Source organism: Gemmiger sp. An194 (genome assembly GCF_002160145.1).
In the GTDB taxonomy this organism is placed as follows: domain Bacteria; phylum Bacillota; class Clostridia; order Oscillospirales; family Ruminococcaceae; genus Allofournierella.
In genome coordinates this window covers 86,620-102,241 of sequence record NZ_NFKA01000008.1, presented here as the reverse complement: position 1 = coordinate 102,241, position 15,622 = coordinate 86,620, and the positions used below count along the sequence as shown (strand labels likewise).

14 protein-coding genes are annotated in these 15,622 nt (G+C 60.3%); 6 read left to right on the top strand and 8 right to left on the bottom strand.

What is annotated here, in order from left to right:
- Positions 1–32 precede the first annotated feature (32 nt).
- On the bottom strand, positions 33–365 hold the full coding sequence (locus tag B5F28_RS07125; protein WP_087294726.1) for a hypothetical protein: 333 nt from the start codon (positions 363–365) through the stop codon (positions 33–35).
- 218 nt (positions 366–583) lie between these two features.
- Here B5F28_RS07125 and B5F28_RS07120 point away from each other — a divergent pair, with 218 nt between their 5' ends.
- Positions 584–1,735 carry an aminotransferase class I/II-fold pyridoxal phosphate-dependent enzyme gene (locus B5F28_RS07120; RefSeq protein ID WP_158097544.1) on the top strand — a complete coding sequence of 384 codons (1,152 nt, stop codon included), beginning with the start codon at positions 584–586 and terminating at the stop codon, positions 1,733–1,735.
- 10 nt (positions 1,736–1,745) lie between these two features.
- Here B5F28_RS07120 and pth2 read toward each other — a convergent pair whose 3' ends face one another.
- A complete protein-coding gene (gene pth2 / locus B5F28_RS07115; protein ID WP_087294722.1) occupies positions 1,746–2,168 on the bottom strand; it encodes an aminoacyl-tRNA hydrolase in 423 nt (140 codons plus the stop codon).
- Between the two features lie 255 nt (positions 2,169–2,423).
- Between pth2 and B5F28_RS07110 the strand changes: the two genes are divergently transcribed.
- The 3 genes from B5F28_RS07110 to B5F28_RS07100 all read left to right on the top strand — a co-directional run bounded on the left by B5F28_RS07110 (position 2,424) and on the right by B5F28_RS07100 (position 6,514).
- Complete coding sequence (locus B5F28_RS07110) at positions 2,424–3,776, top strand: MATE family efflux transporter (protein ID WP_343212746.1); 1,353 nt, start codon at positions 2,424–2,426, stop codon at positions 3,774–3,776.
- Positions 3,777–3,880: 104 nt separating this feature from the next.
- Positions 3,881–5,821: a BMP family ABC transporter substrate-binding protein gene (locus B5F28_RS07105; protein ID WP_087294720.1), complete on the top strand. Its 1,941-nt coding sequence runs from the start codon at positions 3,881–3,883 to the stop codon at positions 5,819–5,821.
- Positions 5,822–5,848: 27 nt separating this feature from the next.
- Positions 5,849–6,514, top strand: a complete 666-nt coding sequence (locus tag B5F28_RS07100) for a metallophosphoesterase family protein (RefSeq protein ID WP_087294718.1) — start codon at positions 5,849–5,851, stop codon at positions 6,512–6,514.
- A gap of 82 nt (positions 6,515–6,596) precedes the next feature.
- Here B5F28_RS07100 and B5F28_RS15295 read toward each other — a convergent pair whose 3' ends face one another.
- The 5 genes from B5F28_RS15295 to B5F28_RS07080 all read right to left on the bottom strand — a co-directional run bounded on the left by B5F28_RS15295 (position 6,597) and on the right by B5F28_RS07080 (position 11,207).
- Positions 6,597–6,725, bottom strand: a complete 129-nt coding sequence (locus B5F28_RS15295) for a hypothetical protein (protein ID WP_275532611.1) — start codon at positions 6,723–6,725, stop codon at positions 6,597–6,599.
- A 195-nt stretch (positions 6,726–6,920) separates the two neighbouring features.
- Entirely contained in the window at positions 6,921–8,042 is a 1,122-nt protein-coding gene (locus B5F28_RS07095; protein WP_087294716.1) for a hypothetical protein, read from the bottom strand.
- A gap of 162 nt (positions 8,043–8,204) precedes the next feature.
- Positions 8,205–8,861, bottom strand: coding sequence for a fructose-6-phosphate aldolase (fsa, locus tag B5F28_RS07090; protein ID WP_087294714.1), 657 nt, complete (start codon positions 8,859–8,861; stop codon positions 8,205–8,207).
- A 202-nt stretch (positions 8,862–9,063) separates the two neighbouring features.
- Positions 9,064–10,509 (bottom strand): family 43 glycosylhydrolase, encoded by a 1,446-nt coding sequence (locus B5F28_RS07085; protein WP_087294711.1) that lies wholly within the window; start codon positions 10,507–10,509, stop codon positions 9,064–9,066.
- 23 nt (positions 10,510–10,532) lie between these two features.
- Positions 10,533–11,207 carry a Crp/Fnr family transcriptional regulator gene (locus tag B5F28_RS07080; protein ID WP_087294709.1) on the bottom strand — a complete coding sequence of 225 codons (675 nt, stop codon included), beginning with the start codon at positions 11,205–11,207 and terminating at the stop codon, positions 10,533–10,535.
- 179 nt (positions 11,208–11,386) lie between these two features.
- Between B5F28_RS07080 and B5F28_RS07075 the strand changes: the two genes are divergently transcribed.
- On the top strand, positions 11,387–12,568 hold the full coding sequence (locus B5F28_RS07075) for an iron-containing alcohol dehydrogenase (RefSeq protein ID WP_087294707.1): 1,182 nt from the start codon (positions 11,387–11,389) through the stop codon (positions 12,566–12,568).
- Between the two features lie 57 nt (positions 12,569–12,625).
- On the opposite strand, the gene B5F28_RS07070 is transcribed toward B5F28_RS07075, so the two are convergent.
- Positions 12,626–13,498, bottom strand: a complete 873-nt coding sequence (locus B5F28_RS07070) for an AraC family transcriptional regulator (RefSeq protein ID WP_087294705.1) — start codon at positions 13,496–13,498, stop codon at positions 12,626–12,628.
- Positions 13,499–13,689: 191 nt separating this feature from the next.
- Here B5F28_RS07070 and bilR point away from each other — a divergent pair, with 191 nt between their 5' ends.
- On the top strand, positions 13,690–15,612 hold the full coding sequence (gene bilR, locus B5F28_RS07065; RefSeq protein WP_087294703.1) for a bilirubin reductase, long form: 1,923 nt from the start codon (positions 13,690–13,692) through the stop codon (positions 15,610–15,612).
- The last annotated feature ends 10 nt before the right edge of the window (positions 15,613–15,622 follow it).

The window sequence follows — 15,622 nt, the reverse complement described above, 5'->3', positions numbered from 1 at the left end:
TTTTTCATGGGATTTTCCAGCTTTTGGAATAATTATACATGAATCAACTGCAGGCCGTTGGCCTCCATCAACGCCTGCATTTCAGCGTCCGTCAGGCTGTATTCCACCTTTTTGGTCATGGCCTCGTCGGCAAAGGCCGCCACCCAGCCGCCCTCAGCCTGCTGGCAGAAGGCCACGGTGTCCGCCAGGTCCAGACCCTGCTGGGCCAGCTGCCCGCGCAGCGGCTCGGCCAGCTCCACATTCACAAAAAAGGTGGTCAGCCCGTGGCCTTCGTTGTACTGAAATGCCCCCTTCACACTGTTCTCTCCGGCAGCAGCCGTCCGGGGTTGAATGGCCTGCAGCCAGGCCGGTTCCATTGCTTCCATCTCATTGCCTCCTGTTCTGAGCAGACAGGGCCTTATGCCCGCCGCCTTCTATTTTACGCTCTGCTTTCTGCAGAACGCAAGGCCCGCCCTGCTTTTGTGTTTGTTTATTCACAAAATGCAGATTTTCATACACTGATTTGTGCAAAAGAGCACTGCCCTTTTGCGTGCTGATGTGCTATGATAAAAAAGAATGTTTTGGAAAAAAGGAGAGCATTGCCATGAGGAATTACATCGCCCGCCGCTTCCAGACCGCGCAGGACAGCGTGATGGCCAGCGCAGCCGCCGAGAAGGGCGCATACAGCGACCTGATCGACCTGAGCATCGGCGACACCGATTTCACCACCGACGAGCGGATCATCCGCGCCGCCATGGAGGATGCCCTGGCCGGGCATACCCACTACACCTCGCCCCAGGGTGACCCGGAGCTGATCGACGAGATCCGTACTTATTATAAAACTGCCCACAATATGGACCTGGCGCGGGAACAGGTGTTCATCTCCGCCTCCAGCTGCTTCGGCATGGAGCTGGCGCTCATGAGCATTCTGGACCCGGGCGACGAGGTGATCCTCTTCGCGCCCTACTTCTCCCCTTACAAGGAACAGGTGGAGCTGACCGGCGGCGTTGCCGTGGAGGTGCCCTGCCTGGAAGAGGAGGGCTTTGCCATCAACGCCCAGCGGCTGCGTGCGGCCATTACCCCCCGCACCAAGGCCATGATCGTGAACAATCCCTGCAACCCCACCGGTGCGGCCTACGACCTGCAGACCTACCAGACCCTGGCCCAGGTGGCTGAGGAGTTCGACCTGGTGGTGATTCTGGATGAGATCTACACCGATTACATGTTCGAGGAGCCCTTCCGCCCCTTCCGTGGCCTGCCCGGCATGGCGCAGCGCAGCATCACCCTGAACAGCTTCTCCAAGAACTACATCATGACCGGCTGGCGCGTGGGTTCCATCATTGCCGAGCCTGCGGTGATCGACACCATCAAGCGCATCAACGAGAACATGGTCTACTCGGCGCCCTCGGTCTCCCAGCGGGCGGCCATCCATGCGCTGCGGCTTCGCAGTGAGATCGGCGACAAGTACACCGGGGAATACCGCCGCCGGGTGTTCTACACCGCTGAGCGCATCAACGCCATCCCGAAGCTCTCGGTGCGCGAGCCCCAGGGCACCTTCTACCTGTTCATGAACATCAAACAGACCGGTCTGGACTCCATCGCCTTCTGCCAGAAGTGCGTGAAGGAAGCCCATGTGGCCATGGTGCCCGGCGTGGCCTTCGGCGCAGCGGGCGAAGGCTATGTGCGCATCGCCTGCACCACCAGCGAGGAAAAGCTGGGCGAAGCCTTCGACCGCATTGCGGCTCTGAAATTCTGAGTGTGGCTGTTCAATACAGCGGCAGGCCGCCGGTGAATTCGTCGGCCTTCTCCGCCGCCAGCGGCTCCAGCGCCAGGCAGGTATAGGTGGGCTCGCCGTGAAATTCAGTCATGCCCGCGTCCTGAATCAGGGCGCTGATGACCCCGGCGGCCTGTGCCTTTTCGTGCAGCCGCAGCAGCTCCTCCTCGGAATCCACATACACACAGATCTTGGCCACTCCCTTGTCGAACCACTCGCTCAGGGGGGTGGCCTGCTGTTCGCTTGCAGCCAGACCCACCCAGCCATCGGCCACCTGCACCTGGCCCAGGCGGCCCTCCTTCTGCAGGGCCATCAGGGTGGCGGTGACGCAGGCATGGCCCGCCTGAGCGGCGATCTTACCCTTGCGCATCTTCAGATCCCGGCGCATTACAATCATCTGCTTGGATGAATACATTCTGTTTCCTCCTTACCACTAGCCGGAAAAAATTTTCCCGGCGATTCCCTGCTATTATACCAGCGCTCGGTCATGGCTGCAACGCCGCTTTACCGCTCTGCTCCAATAGCACAGCACCATCTTGCGCATTCCCCCGTGCAGATGGTATGATAGAATTGAAAATATATTGTCACGCCTGTTTCGCGGTCCTTCCGGGTGCACTTTGTGCCCATGGGCCGTTTTTTATGCGCGATGCGAAAGCGAAGTGGCTACATTATGACAAACGATCAAAATCTTCTGACAGTGGGCAGCGTTCCCAAAAAGATTCTGCTGTTCGCGGTGCCCATTTTCTTCAGCAATCTGTTCCAGCAGCTGTACAACGCGGTGGACTCACTGATCGTGGGCAACTTCATCGGCGAGCAGGCGCTGGCGGCGGTGGGCTCCTCCGCCAGCCTGATCATGCTGATGATCGGCTTCATCAACGGTGTTTCACTGGGCGCGGGCGTTCTTGTGGCCCGGCTTTACGGTGCGCAGGACCACAAGACCCTGAAGCAGGCGGTACATACCACCGTGGCGCTGGGCCTGGTTGCCGGTGTGCTGCTCTCGATTCTGGGTATCCTCTTCACACCCCAGATCCTGCGCTGGATGGGCACCCCCTCTGATGTGCTGCCTCAGTCCGTGCTGTATTTCCGGGTCTACTTCATGGGCTCGCTGTCGGTGGTCATGTACAACATGGGCGCCAGCATTCTGCAGTCGGTAGGCGACAGCCGCAGCCCCATGAAATATCTGATCATCGCCTCCATCACCAATGTGGTGCTGGACCTGGTGTTCGTGGCCGGCATGGGCCGCGGGGTGGAAAGTGCCGCCCTGGCCACCATCATCAGCCAGACCCTCTGCGCCTTCCTTGCCTTCCGCAAGCTGACAGTGGTGCAGGCACCCTACCGCATCACCTGGAAGGAGGTGGGCTTCCGGGCGGACATGCTGCGCCAGGTGCTCACTCTGGGCGTTCCCTCCGGCGTGCAGAACTCGGTGATCTCGCTGGCCAATGTGATCGTGCAGTCCAACATCAATGCCTTCGGTTCCGCCGCCATGGCGGGCTGCGCCGCCTACAGCCGGGTGGAGGGCTTTGCCTTCCTGCCGGTAACCTGCTTTGCACTGGCGCTTTCCACCTTCGTGAGCCAGAACATCGGCGCGGGCCGCTTTGACCGGGTCAAGCAGGGCATGCGCTTCGGCCTGATCTGCAGCCCGCTGCTGGCCGAATGCATCGGCCTGATCATCTTCACCTTCTCGCCCCAGCTGATCGGTGCCTTCAACAATGAGCCTCAGGTGGTGGCCTACGGCGTGGCGGATGCGCACACCGTGGCGCTGTTCTACTTCCTGCTTGCCTTCTCTCACTGCTGCGCGGGTATTCTTCGGGGCATGGGCCGGCCCATTATTCCCATGACCATCATGCTGAGCATCTGGTGCGTGCTGCGCATCTGCTACATCACCATTGCGGTTCGCCTGATCCCGGACATTCATATGGTCTACTGGGCCTACCCCATCACCTGGACCATCAGCTCGATCCTGTTTGCCCTGTGTCTGACCAAGCTGCGATTCCCGCCCATGGCAGCTCAGCCGGAAAATTGAGACGAGCCGGGTATTGTAATTTGAACGAACATGCTTTACCATAAAGTGGGGCCGTAACGGCGGCTCTGCGATTCAGCTTCTTATTATTAAGGAGGGATCTTACTTTGGCAATTGAAGATTACAAAAAGGCCCAAAAAATGGGCCAGCGAAACTTCCGGGCCTGCGTTTCCAAGGGGCAGTACCCTTATCTGCAGGTGCTGGATGATATTCTGGAAAACAGCGAGCTGGACGGCACCCAGCCTCTGGGCGTGGTGAACATCCCCCTGGATTCCATCGTGGGCACCAAGACCGAGGGGCGCAAAACCGCCTTTGCCCGGAACTTCATGCCCCTTCTGGGCGAGCGCACCGAGTTTGCAACCAAGTGGAGCGCCCTGTGCGATTCCCAGATGGAGGAAGGCATCCGTGACCCCATCGAGGCAGTGGAGTTTCTGAACCGCTTCTACGTGGTGGAGGGCAACAAGCGGGTATCGGTGATGAAATACTTCGGCGCAGCCAGCATTCCCGGCACCGTGACCCGCTACATTCCCAAGCGCAACGGCTCCAAGGAAGTCAACATCTACTATGAGTTCCTGGATTTCTACAAGCTGACCCAGATCAATCTGCTCTGGTTCACTGAGGAGGGCCGCTTCGCCAAGTTCGTGGCCGCGGCGGGCAAAGCCCCCGGCGAGCGCTGGAGCGATGACGACAAGAGCATGCTCTCCTCGATGTATTACCGGTTCCGCTCGGTGTTCATGCAGCGCGGCGGCGACCGACTGCCCATTACCCCCGCCGACGGCCTGCTGGCCGTGATGGGGGTCTACCCCTACCGGCAGCTGTGCGGCATGAGCATGCCGGAGCTGCAGCAGGCAGTGGAACGGGCCTGGAGCGAAATCCTGGTGCTGACCCGCCCGGATGCGGTGGAGCTTTCCATGGAGCCTGCGCTGCCGCCCCAGAACACCGGCCTGTTCTCCCGGCTGCACAACCCCATCGCCTTCCAGGCTCCCAGCCTGAAGGTGGGCTTTGTGTACGAGAAGAGCGCCGACACCTCCCCCTGGACCTACGCCCACGATTTTGGCCGCGGCGAGCTGGAGGAACACTTCGGTGGCCGGGTGACCACCCTGTGCTACGATCATGTACAGCCGGAAACAAACGGTGACGAGGTGCTGGAGAAGGCTGTGGCCGATAGCTGCGATGTGATTTTCACCACCACACCCAAGCTGATCAACGCCAGCCTGAAGGCCTCGCTGGCTCACCCGGAAGTGAAGATCATCAACTGTTCACTGAATATGTCGCACCCGTCCATCCGCACCTATTACGGCCGCATCCACGAGGCCAAGTTCCTGCTGGGTGCCATCGCAGGCGCGCTGGCGGATGACAACAAGATCGGCTATGTGGCCACCTACCCCACCTACGGCATGATTGCGGCCATCAACGCCTTTGCTCTGGGCGCGCAGATGACCAATCCCCGGGCAAAGGTATATCTGGAGTGGACCTCGGAAAAGAACGTGGACATCGCCGCCCGTTTTGCAGAAAACGGCGTGACTCTGATCTCGGACCTGGATAACCGGGCTCCCCAGCAGCCCCCCTGGAAGTTCGGCCTCTACCGGCTGGAGGGGGACCACATCTGCAATTATGCAATGCCCTTCTGGAACTGGGGCGAATTTTATGTGCGTATCGTGCAGTCCATCATGAACGGCGGCTGGTCCGCCGGCAACAGCGGTGAGCGTGCGCTGAACTACTGGTGGGGTATGGATGCCGGCGTGATTGATGTGCTGTGCTCCCGCAGCCTGCCCGTCGAGACTCAGCGTCTGGTCAATCTGCTGCGCCAGGCGGTCTGCAGCCGGGATTTCGATCCCTTTGCGGGTGTGCTTTATGCCCAGGATGGCCATGTGGTGATGCCCGAAGACCACAGCCGCCTCACCGCGGAGCAGGTCATCACTATGGACTGGCTGGCCAGCAACGTGATCGGCCGCATCCCCCGCTTCGACGAACTGATCGATGAAGCCAAACCGTTGGTTTCTCTGATCGGCGTTCACAAGGACGAATCAACCACCAAGATCCTGTAATACAGGCTCGGCGAGGAGAAGTCAAACATGAAAATTTTGCTGCTGGCGGATGAAGAATCAAAGTATCTGTGGGATTTTTTCAGCCCGGACAAGATCCGCGGCTATGATCTTATCATCTCCTGCGGGGATCTGAACCCCCATTATCTGACCCTGCTGGCCACCTTTACCTCTGCCCCTCTGCTTTATGTACACGGCAACCACGATACTCGTTATCTGCACGATCCGCCGGAGGGCTGCATCTGCATTGAGGATGATATTTTTGAATACCGCGGAATCCGTGTTCTGGGGCTGGGCGGATCCTTCCGCTATAAGGAGGGGCCCTTTCAGTACACCGAGCGTCAGATGTCCAGTCGCATCCGGCGGCTTCGCCGCAAGCTAAAAAGCTACAAGGGCTTTGATATTCTGGTCACTCATGCACCCGCGCGGGATCTGAACGACGGGGAAGACCTGCCCCATCGGGGCTTCGAGTGCTTCAACCACCTGCTGGAGGAATATTCCCCCAGTTATTTCGTGCACGGCCATGTACACATGAGCTACAATTCCAATCTTCCCCGCTGCTGCCAGAAGGGCAGCACCACCGTGGTAAATGCCTACGAAAAGCATGTGATCGAGATCGAGCCGGACCCGAACCGGCCGGTCCGCCCCGACTGGTGGCAGGTTTGGAAGCGTCTTCCCATCGTCAGCCAGCTGTAAGCAGCAAAAAACTCCGCTCCCGCACCCTGGATTCCAGGGCTTGCGGAAGCGGAGCTTTTCTTTTGTCAGAATGTTTGACCGCTCAGCGGCGCGCACGGGCCCGAACCGGGCGCAGCCACTGGGGGATAAAAGGCAGTTGTTCCAGCCAGGCCAGCACCTGTACCGAGGGGCCGAGCCGAACCAGGGCCTGCTGCAAAAACGATTGGATCATTGTGGTGCTCTCCTTTGTCAGTTTCTTCTGGGAAAATCCATCGATTGGATTTCCTATCTACATGGTAGCAGATTCATCTGTCGGCTGCGGTAACTTTATCACCAAAGCCTTGACTGCTTTGACCATGGTTTTACTATACCAGTTGAATTTGAACAGAATATGAGCACACTGCGAAAGATCCGCGAAATGCCCGGCTCAGCGGCCTTTGCGGGACAATGCAACCAGCACCAGCAGACAGAACAGCACCACACCGCCCAGGGCCCAGGGCAGCCAAGCATGCTTCTGCATGGTCTGTGCCAGCGAGCTTTGCCCCAGAACCGGGGCAGTGGACTGGGCGGGCTCCGGCTGGGTGGGCTGCTCGCCGCTCTCCGTCTGGCCGGCCTGCGATTCACTCGTCTGTGCCGGAGCTTCGGTCACCTTCGCGCCGCCCAACATATCAGCCAGTGTATCAGCGGTCAGGCTGCACACTGCATTCAGCGGTGCATCCATGGAATCCACCGCAACGATGTTCCGCTCCTCGTCCAGCGTCATCTGTTTCTGACTGAGCAGGAGCAGCTGAACACCGGAATCCGCGAAAAATTTATCCTTCACCTGCTGGCGGAAGGCCTCCCGGTCACCGGTATCCGCCTCCCCGAACTGAGCCAGCACAAACTGCCGGGCACGCTTCTCATCGGTAATGTCCTGATAATACTGCCCGATGGCTTCGGACAGATCGCTGCCGCTGCTCAGTGTGATTCCAATGTTCACTCCGTCCAGATCTGCCAGCCAGTCGCTCTGCGGCATCAGGCTTGCGTTCTCGTCCTCGCAGACAAAGTAGGGCTTCAGCTGCTGGATGCAGCCCTCCTCGTCCGCGCCGGTTCCCTGGATGCTGCCCGCCAGCTGGATGCAGTCGCCGCCCCAGGTACACACCACCGGCATCCGCTTGTAGGTGGCCCCGATGCCCGCCACCAGATGCACAAAGTCCACCGGCTCACCGGTGGCCGGGATCTGCACGTTTTCCAGCGTTTGCAGCTGCTCCAGCTCCGGGTCCTGCCCGGCCACAAATTGGGCAAACTCCTCACTGGGCGCGCCCAGAATCATATCCCAGCTGGCATCCGCGTAGCGCTGGGTGCGTATGTAGTTGATCGTGAGCATCAGCGGATCGCTTTCGCTCTGCTGGCCGGCGGCATATTCCTCCGCCAGCTGCTGCAGGCGGGCGGTCTGGTCCAGCGCATCGGCCAGCGAAGCGGTTTCGGCCGCATAGACCGGCATGAGCATACAGACTGCCAGCAATACGGCACTCAGTGCGCTCAGTCCTCTTTTTATCATCTGTTTCATGGCTTCTCCTTTGCCCCTCATTTTCGTGTGGTTCGTGCCTTATTATACCGAATGCTGCCCGCAATGCAATGAAAATTTTGTAAAACACCCCTTCGCAGGCACGAAAAAAGCCGCGTGTGCAGCCCCTGAAGGAGCACGCCCGCGGCTTTTTGCTTTTTGGAATTACTGACCGAACACCGCCAGGTAATCCTTTTTGAACTTTTCGATGCCCTGATCGGTGAGAGGATGCTTTGTCATCTGCTCGATCACCTTATAGGGCACGGTGGCAATGTCCGCCCCGGCCAGAGCGCAGTCGGTCACGTGGATGGGGTTGCGCACGCTGGCGGCAATGATCTGGCAGTTGATGTCCGGATAGTTGGCGAACATCTGGCAGATCATCCGGATCAGATCAATGCCGGGCTGGCTGATGTCGTCCAGACGGCCCAGGAAGGGCGACACATAGGTGGCACCTGCGCGGGCGGCCAGCAGCGCCTGGTTCGCGCTGAAGATCAGGGTGCAGTTGGTCTTGATGCCCTCGGCACTCAATGTCTTGATGGCCTTCAGGCCTTCGGTTGTCATGGGGATCTTCACCACCATGTTGGGATGCATGGCCGCAATGGCCCGGCCCTCGGCAATCATGCCCTCGGCATCCTCGGTGGTGGCCTTCACCTCACCGGAGATGGGCCCGTCCACAATGGCGGCAATCTCCTTCAGTGTTTCGGCGTAATCCCGGCCCTCCTTGGCGATCAGGCTGGGATTGGTTGTCACACCGGCGATCACGCCCATCTCGTTGGCTTTGCGGATTTCGTCCACATTGGCAGTATCAAGAAAGAATTTCATGGCTTGCATCTCCTTTCGGCTCTTGTTGCGCCATTTGCCATATATTCCAAACCTTGCCGAAGCATTTTTCGTAACCCGTCACGGAACCGTTCGGCAGCTTTTGCGGCTTCATCCTGCTTTAAGTGTACCGGTCCGAAAAGCCGCGCACAATATTCAGATTCCACAAAATCCGACTCTGTTTTTTTACCCTTTGCCCAAGCTCTCATTCCAGAGAAAATCCGATAAAATCCACTGCGTCCATACCACGGAACACAAAATACAGCGGGCGTACTCCGGCCTTTGGGCAGAGCCTTGCCGGATGCAGCAGGGATTTGTCCTCAGGGATCGGGATCACCGCCAGCGGCTGACTGCCATCCTCCCGGTGGGAAACCCGCATCACACCCCGCCCGCGGCCCCGCAGCTGTAAGGCGATGCGCCGCTCCTCGCCGGTAAAGGCAAAGGACAAAAAGCCCGCGCTGCTGCCGCTGCGCATGTTGGCGATGTACTGGTCCGGCCGCTCTTCCCGGTCCGCGCCGGTCTGGGTGAAATAGGGGTGCGCCGCCAGCCGGAGCCGGGGCAGGCGGATGTCATACCGGGCCGCACCTTTGGCACTGCGCAGATGGCAGGCAATTCGGGCCTCATAGCTGCCCCGATCCGGCAGGGGCTCTATCCGCAGGCCGGTGCTGCTGAGGGGCGCCTGGAAAAAGCCGCCGTCCGGCCTGCGGCGAAGCGGCTCGGCACAGGCCTGGCGGGAATAGGAATGCCGGTTTGTCTGCCGGTGATAGAACACATACCACTGCCCCCGGATGCAGGCGATGCTGCCGTGGGTGTTGCCCAGATAGTTGACCGCCTGTTCCTCGTCGGGCCGACCGGGCAGGAATACATCCCCGATGTCCACCAGCGTTCCGCCGAAGGTAAACGGTCCGAAGGGATGGTCCGCCATGGCGTAGCAGAGCTCGTGATTGTGCTCGGAGGAATAGATAAAGCAATAGCGGCCGTCCACCTTACGGATGGAGCTGGCCTCAAAGAAGGCGTGGTTTTCAAAGGCGCCGGGCAGCCCCTTGCGGGGAAACAGCAGCCGCGGCCCCTGCCGGATGGTGCGCATGTCCGGCTCCAGCTCCACCGCCACGCCGCCGGGATTTTCCAGCTGGCGAAAGCCGGTGACCGGCGCCGGGATGCGGGTGGCAAACCCGGAATACAGGTAGACCCGGCCGTCGTCATCCACCAGCACGCCCGGGTCAAAGGGGAAGGGCTCCCCGGACCGCTCGCCCCAGAGGTGCCCATCCGGAAAGGCCACATGGCCGTAAAATTGAAACGCGCCCGCCGGTTCGTCGCACACGGCTACCCCGATGCGGCCCATAAAGTCGAAGGCATAGTAAAGATAATACCGCCCGTCCGGCCCCTGCACCACGTCCGGCGCATAGAGGCAGCGCCGCCCGCCCGGGTTCATGGGGTCCTGGTCCTTGCGGTAGATCACGCCCTCAAACCGCCAGTCGCTCAGGTCCTCCTCCGGGGCGGACCAGCACACATAGTCGTTCATGCAGAACAGCGGCCCGCCGAAGCGGTCATGGGAGCCATACAGATACACCCGCCCGCCGAACACCCGAGGTTCGCCGTCCGGCACATATTCCCAGCTGGGCAGATACGGATTGAACACTTCTTTTTTCATAACTTTCCTCTCCCTTGCCCGGCTCAGAATTCCCGGGGCAGCTCCAGCAGTTCAAACTCCTTTTTGCGGCAGCGCAGAATCCCCTGGCGCTGAAGCTTGGACAGCTCGGTGCACATGGCGCTCCGGTCCACCGACAGATAGTCCGCCAGCTCCTGCCGGTCATAGGGGATGGAAAACCGGGCGCTGCCCGCCCGCTGCGCCTCGCCGGAAAGATAGGACAGCAGTTTTTCACGGGTGGTTTTCTGGGCCATGTGCTCCACCTTCTGGGTGAGCATCAGGTTGCGGCCTGCCAGCACCTGGGTAAGATTCTGGATCATCTGTGTGTGAAAGCCGCAGGCCGTGGAGCAGGTCTGAAACAGACGGCCCACATCCAGAAACATCACCCGGGTGGTGGCGGAGGCCACCACGCTCACCGTAAGGTTCTCACTGCCCAGGCAGGCGTAGGATTCCGCAAACAGCTGCCCTGGGCCGGATTGTCCCAGAATTACCCGGTTGCCCCAGAAGTCCTCCTTGATGATATGCGCGGTGCCCTCCAGCACAATGCCCATTCGCCGGGTAGGCTCACCCCGATGCAAGATGAACTCCCCTTTCTGATACGTATTCACCACCGCGCACAGGCAATGCAGCAGGCTCCGGATCTGGTCCGGCTGGATGTCCTGGAACAGCTGCGACGACTGCAGAACTTGAATGTCTTCCATAAGCGCTCCTTTTGTTGGATTTGCAACTCTCTTGCCTTCATTGTAGTGCTGCCTGATTTTTCTGTCAATGCTCCGGCCAAAGCACTGTTTCCCCTTTCTCTTGCAAAGTCCCTTCCCCTTTTGTAGAATAAAAGCAGCAGTGGGGCTGTTCCGCCCCGCACAGAGAGGAGCGTTTGGCAATGCAGGCATTTGTTTATCATATCCCCACCCGCGTGATTTTCGGCCAGGGGACCGAGGCGCAGACCGCAGAGCAGATCGGGCTGGCGGGTGCAAAGCGGGTCTTTCTGGTATACGGCGGCGGCAGCGCAAAGCGCAGCGGCCTGATAGACCGGATTCTGGCGGATCTTGCCCGGGAGGGCATCGCCTGCATGACGCTGGGCGGCGTTCAGGCCAATCCCCGACTGGGATTGGCCCGACAGGGTGTGCAGCAGGCCGTGGAATTCGGGGCCGACCTGATCCTGGCGGTGGGCGGCGGCAGCGTGATCGACACTGCCAAGGCCATCGCCCACGGTGCGGCCTGCCCAGGCACCGATATCTGGGAGTTCTGGCTGGGCCGCCAGAAGGTGACCGCCAGCCTTCCGGTGGGTGTGGTGCTGACCATTTCCGCCGCCGGAAGCGAGACCAGCGATTCCGCCGTACTCACCGATGAATCCACCGGCACAAAGCGGGGACTGAGCACACCGTTCAACCGGCCGCTTTTTGCCATTCTGGACCCGGAGCTCACCTACACGCTTCCCCGCTACCAGATCGCCTGCGGCATTGTGGACATTATGATGCACACCATGGACCGGTACTTCACCCCCACCAAAGGCAACCAGCTCACCGACGCCTTTGCCGAGGCGCTGCTGCGCACGGTGATTGCCAACGGCCCCGCCGCGCTGGCAAACAGCAAGGATTACCAGGCCATGAGCGAGCTGATGTGGTGCGGCAGCGTTTCCCACAATGGGCTCACCGGGCTGGGTGCTGCAGTCGATTTTACCCCCCACAAGCTGGGCCATGAGCTGAGCGGTCGGTTTGATGTGGCGCACGGAGCCAGTCTTTCGGCAATATGGGGGCACTGGGCCCGGTACTGCCTGCATCAGGACCCCGCCCGCTTCGCCCGATTCGGCCGACAGGTCTGGAATGTGACTGAGCCAGACGACCAGAAAGCTGCGGAGCAAGCCATCCAGTGCACCGTGGATTTCTTCCGTTCGCTGGACATGCCCACCTGTTTTTCCGAACTGGGCATAGGCGTGCAACCGGAAGAGGTGCTCTATCAAATGGCAGACAAGGCCACCCGGGGCGATACCTTCCTGCTGGGCAGCTTTTTGCCTCTGAACCGGGAAAAGGCCCTGGAAATCTACCGGCGTGCCAATTGCTGAGCTGTTTTAAAAATCAATCCCCCGCGCAGCCGATGTGGTCTGCGCGGGGGATTTTTGTTATGTATCGTTTTTCTTTGTTTCCGGCAGGGCTTCCTCCGGGTATTCCCGGGCGCGCTGGCAGCACTGGCGGTAATATTCCGCCGGGGTCACACCAAACTCCTGCTTAAAGCTGCGCAGCATGGCACTGTAGCCGGAAAAGCCGCACTGCATCCAGATGGCCGACAGCGGCACTCCGTTGCACAGCAGCTCCCGGCAGCGGCTCAGCCGGGCTTTTATGATGTATTGATGCAGGGTCTGACCGGTGCGCTGCTTGAACTGGCGGGCCAGATGTTCCGGGCTCACATAAAAATGAGCGGCCAGGTCCTTCAGCTGCAGCGGCTCAGCCAGATGAGCGTTGATATAAGCGAACACCTCATCCACCACCAGCCGCTTGCGTCCCACCAGGGCGGTCTTGCGCTCCTCGTTCACACAGCAGCGCAGCACTCCGGCCACCAGAAGCTCCACCAGCCCCCGGCGATAGACCCCACCGGCCAGTGCCCCCGGCTGTTCGGTCTCCTTTTGCAGCATGGAATACAGACGTCGCAGCAGGGTGGCATTCTGGGTATTCAGCCGGACCACAGCGCACCGGAAAGGTACCACCGAAAAGCAGGCTTCCAGATCGCAGCCCGGGCAGGAGATCTCCTCCAAAAGGCCCTGCTGCAGCCGAAGCTGCCAGAGCTCCAGCCCCCGCTCACCCGCACGGGCCCGGGCTGTGGCACCCGGCCGCAGCAGGGCGATGCTGTCTGGCTCCAGGACCGCTTTTCGGCCGGACCATTGCAGCTGACCACTGCCGCTGTTCACCAGAACGATCAGCTGGCCGCTTTGTGCATCCAGCTCTTTTTCGTCGCCTTTCTCCAGCGGCCACTGCTTCAGCCGATACCTCTCCTCCATGGAAATTCCCTCCAGTTTTTCTCCCAATCCTTTTGTTTATTTTATCAAAAGCGCGCTTTTTCATCAAGTTTTGCCTAATTCACATCAAGAAACGAGATATATTTTTAACAATCCCCGGGCTTATAATGGCCTTAGAAAGCGGGATGAAGTCCCGCGCCGCTGCTTTTTGAGATCGGAAAGGAGATCGCATCATGGAACTGCTCACCCCCATCAAGGTTGGCAACATCACCCTGAAAAACCGCATCATGTTCCCCCCGCTGACCACCGGCTACGAAGGCCGTGACGGCAGCATCACCGAACAGAGCAAAGCCTTCTACACCCGCCTGGCCAAGGGCGGCGTTTCCTACATCGTACTGGGTGACGTGAGCCCCGTGGCCTCCTTCTCCCCCACTCCCCGCCTGTTCCACGACGGCCAGATCGCCGGCTTCAAGGACCTGGCGGACAGTGTGCACGCCTACGGCGCCAAGATCGGCGTGCAGATCTTCCACCCGGAGTACGACGTGAACGCCTTGATCGAGCTGTTCCAGAAGAAGGACATGATGGGCGTGCGCCAGAAGATGCACCATGACATGGAGCATTACGTGACCGACGTGACCGAAGAGCAGCTGATGGACATCATCCAGAAGATGTGCGACTGCGCTGTTCGCGCCGAAAAGGCCGGCATCGACTTCGTGCAGGTCCATGGTGACCGGCTGGTGGGCTGCCTGTGCAGCCCCCTGATGAACCGCCGCACCGACAAGTTCGGCGGCAGCTTTGAGAACCGCACCCGCTTTGCCGTAATGCTGGTAAAGGCGCTGCGTCAGGCGGTTCCGGGCATGGGCATTGACTACAAGTTCTCTGTCATCACTCCCGAGCGCGGCAAGGGCGGTATCCCCCTGGCCGAGGCCGTGGACTTTGCCAAGCTGCTGGAGGAGGCCGGTGTGGACATGCTGCACGTGGCCCAGGCCAACCACACCGGCAACATGGCCGACACCATTCCTCCCATGGGCGTGCAGCCCTACGGCTTCTTTGTGGACATCGCCGGTCAGGTGAAGCAGGCCGTGAACGTTCCCGTGAGCTGCGTGGGCCGCATCATTGATCCCGAGATGGCCGAGCGCGCACTGGACAGCGGCAAGGCCGACATCGTTGCGCTGGGCCGTCCTCTGCTGTGCGACCCCGACTGGGTGGTCAAGCTGGAGGCCGGTAAGGGCTGCGACATCCGCCGCTGCATCTCCTGCAACAAGGGCTGCACCGACAACATCCAGAACCGCAGCTTCCTGTCCTGCGTGCTGAACGCCGAAAACGGCTACGAGCTGACCCGCTCCATCACCCCCGCCCAGACCAAGAAGAAGGTTGCCGTGATCGGCGGCGGCGTGGCCGGCATGGAGGCTGCCCGTGTGGCCGCTGCCAAGGGTCACGATGTGGTTCTGTTCGAAAAGAGCGCACAGCTGGGCGGCCAGCTGAACATCGCCTGCGTACCTCCCCGCAAGGAGGAGATGCGCCGCGCCACCGCCAACCTGGTTCACCAGGTCACCAGCGCCGGTGTGACCCTGCGCATGGGCAAGGCCGTCACCGCCGAGGACGTGCTGGCCGAAAAGCCGGACGCTGTAATTCTGGCTGTGGGTGCCTCCAGCTTTGCTCCTTCCATTCCCGGCAAGGAGAACACCAACGTATGCGATGCCTGGCAGGTTCTGGCCGGCGCCCAGCAGGTTTACGGCAAGGTGGCCGTGATCGGCGGCGGCATGGTAGGCTGTGAGACCGCCGAGTACCTGGCCGAGCGTGGCTGCAAGGTAAGCGTTGTGGAGATGATGGACAAGATCGCCAGCGGCGAGAGCAACACCATCCTGCCCACTCTGATGGAAAACTACGCCCGCTACGGCGTGGAGCAGTATGTAAACCACAAGGTCAGCCAGATCGCCCTGGACCACATCCTGTGCGAGGACAAGGACGGCAACACTGTGACCATCCCCTGCGACTACGTGGTTCTGGCCGTGGGCGCCCGCCCGGTGGCCTTTGACGCCGAGCCCCTGAAGGCTGCCGGTATCCCGGTGATCGCCGTGGGCGACTGCGGCGAGCGCGCTGCGGATATCTCCAATGCCATCCGCACTGCCTACGACGCGGCCAACAGCCTGTAATCCATTTAAC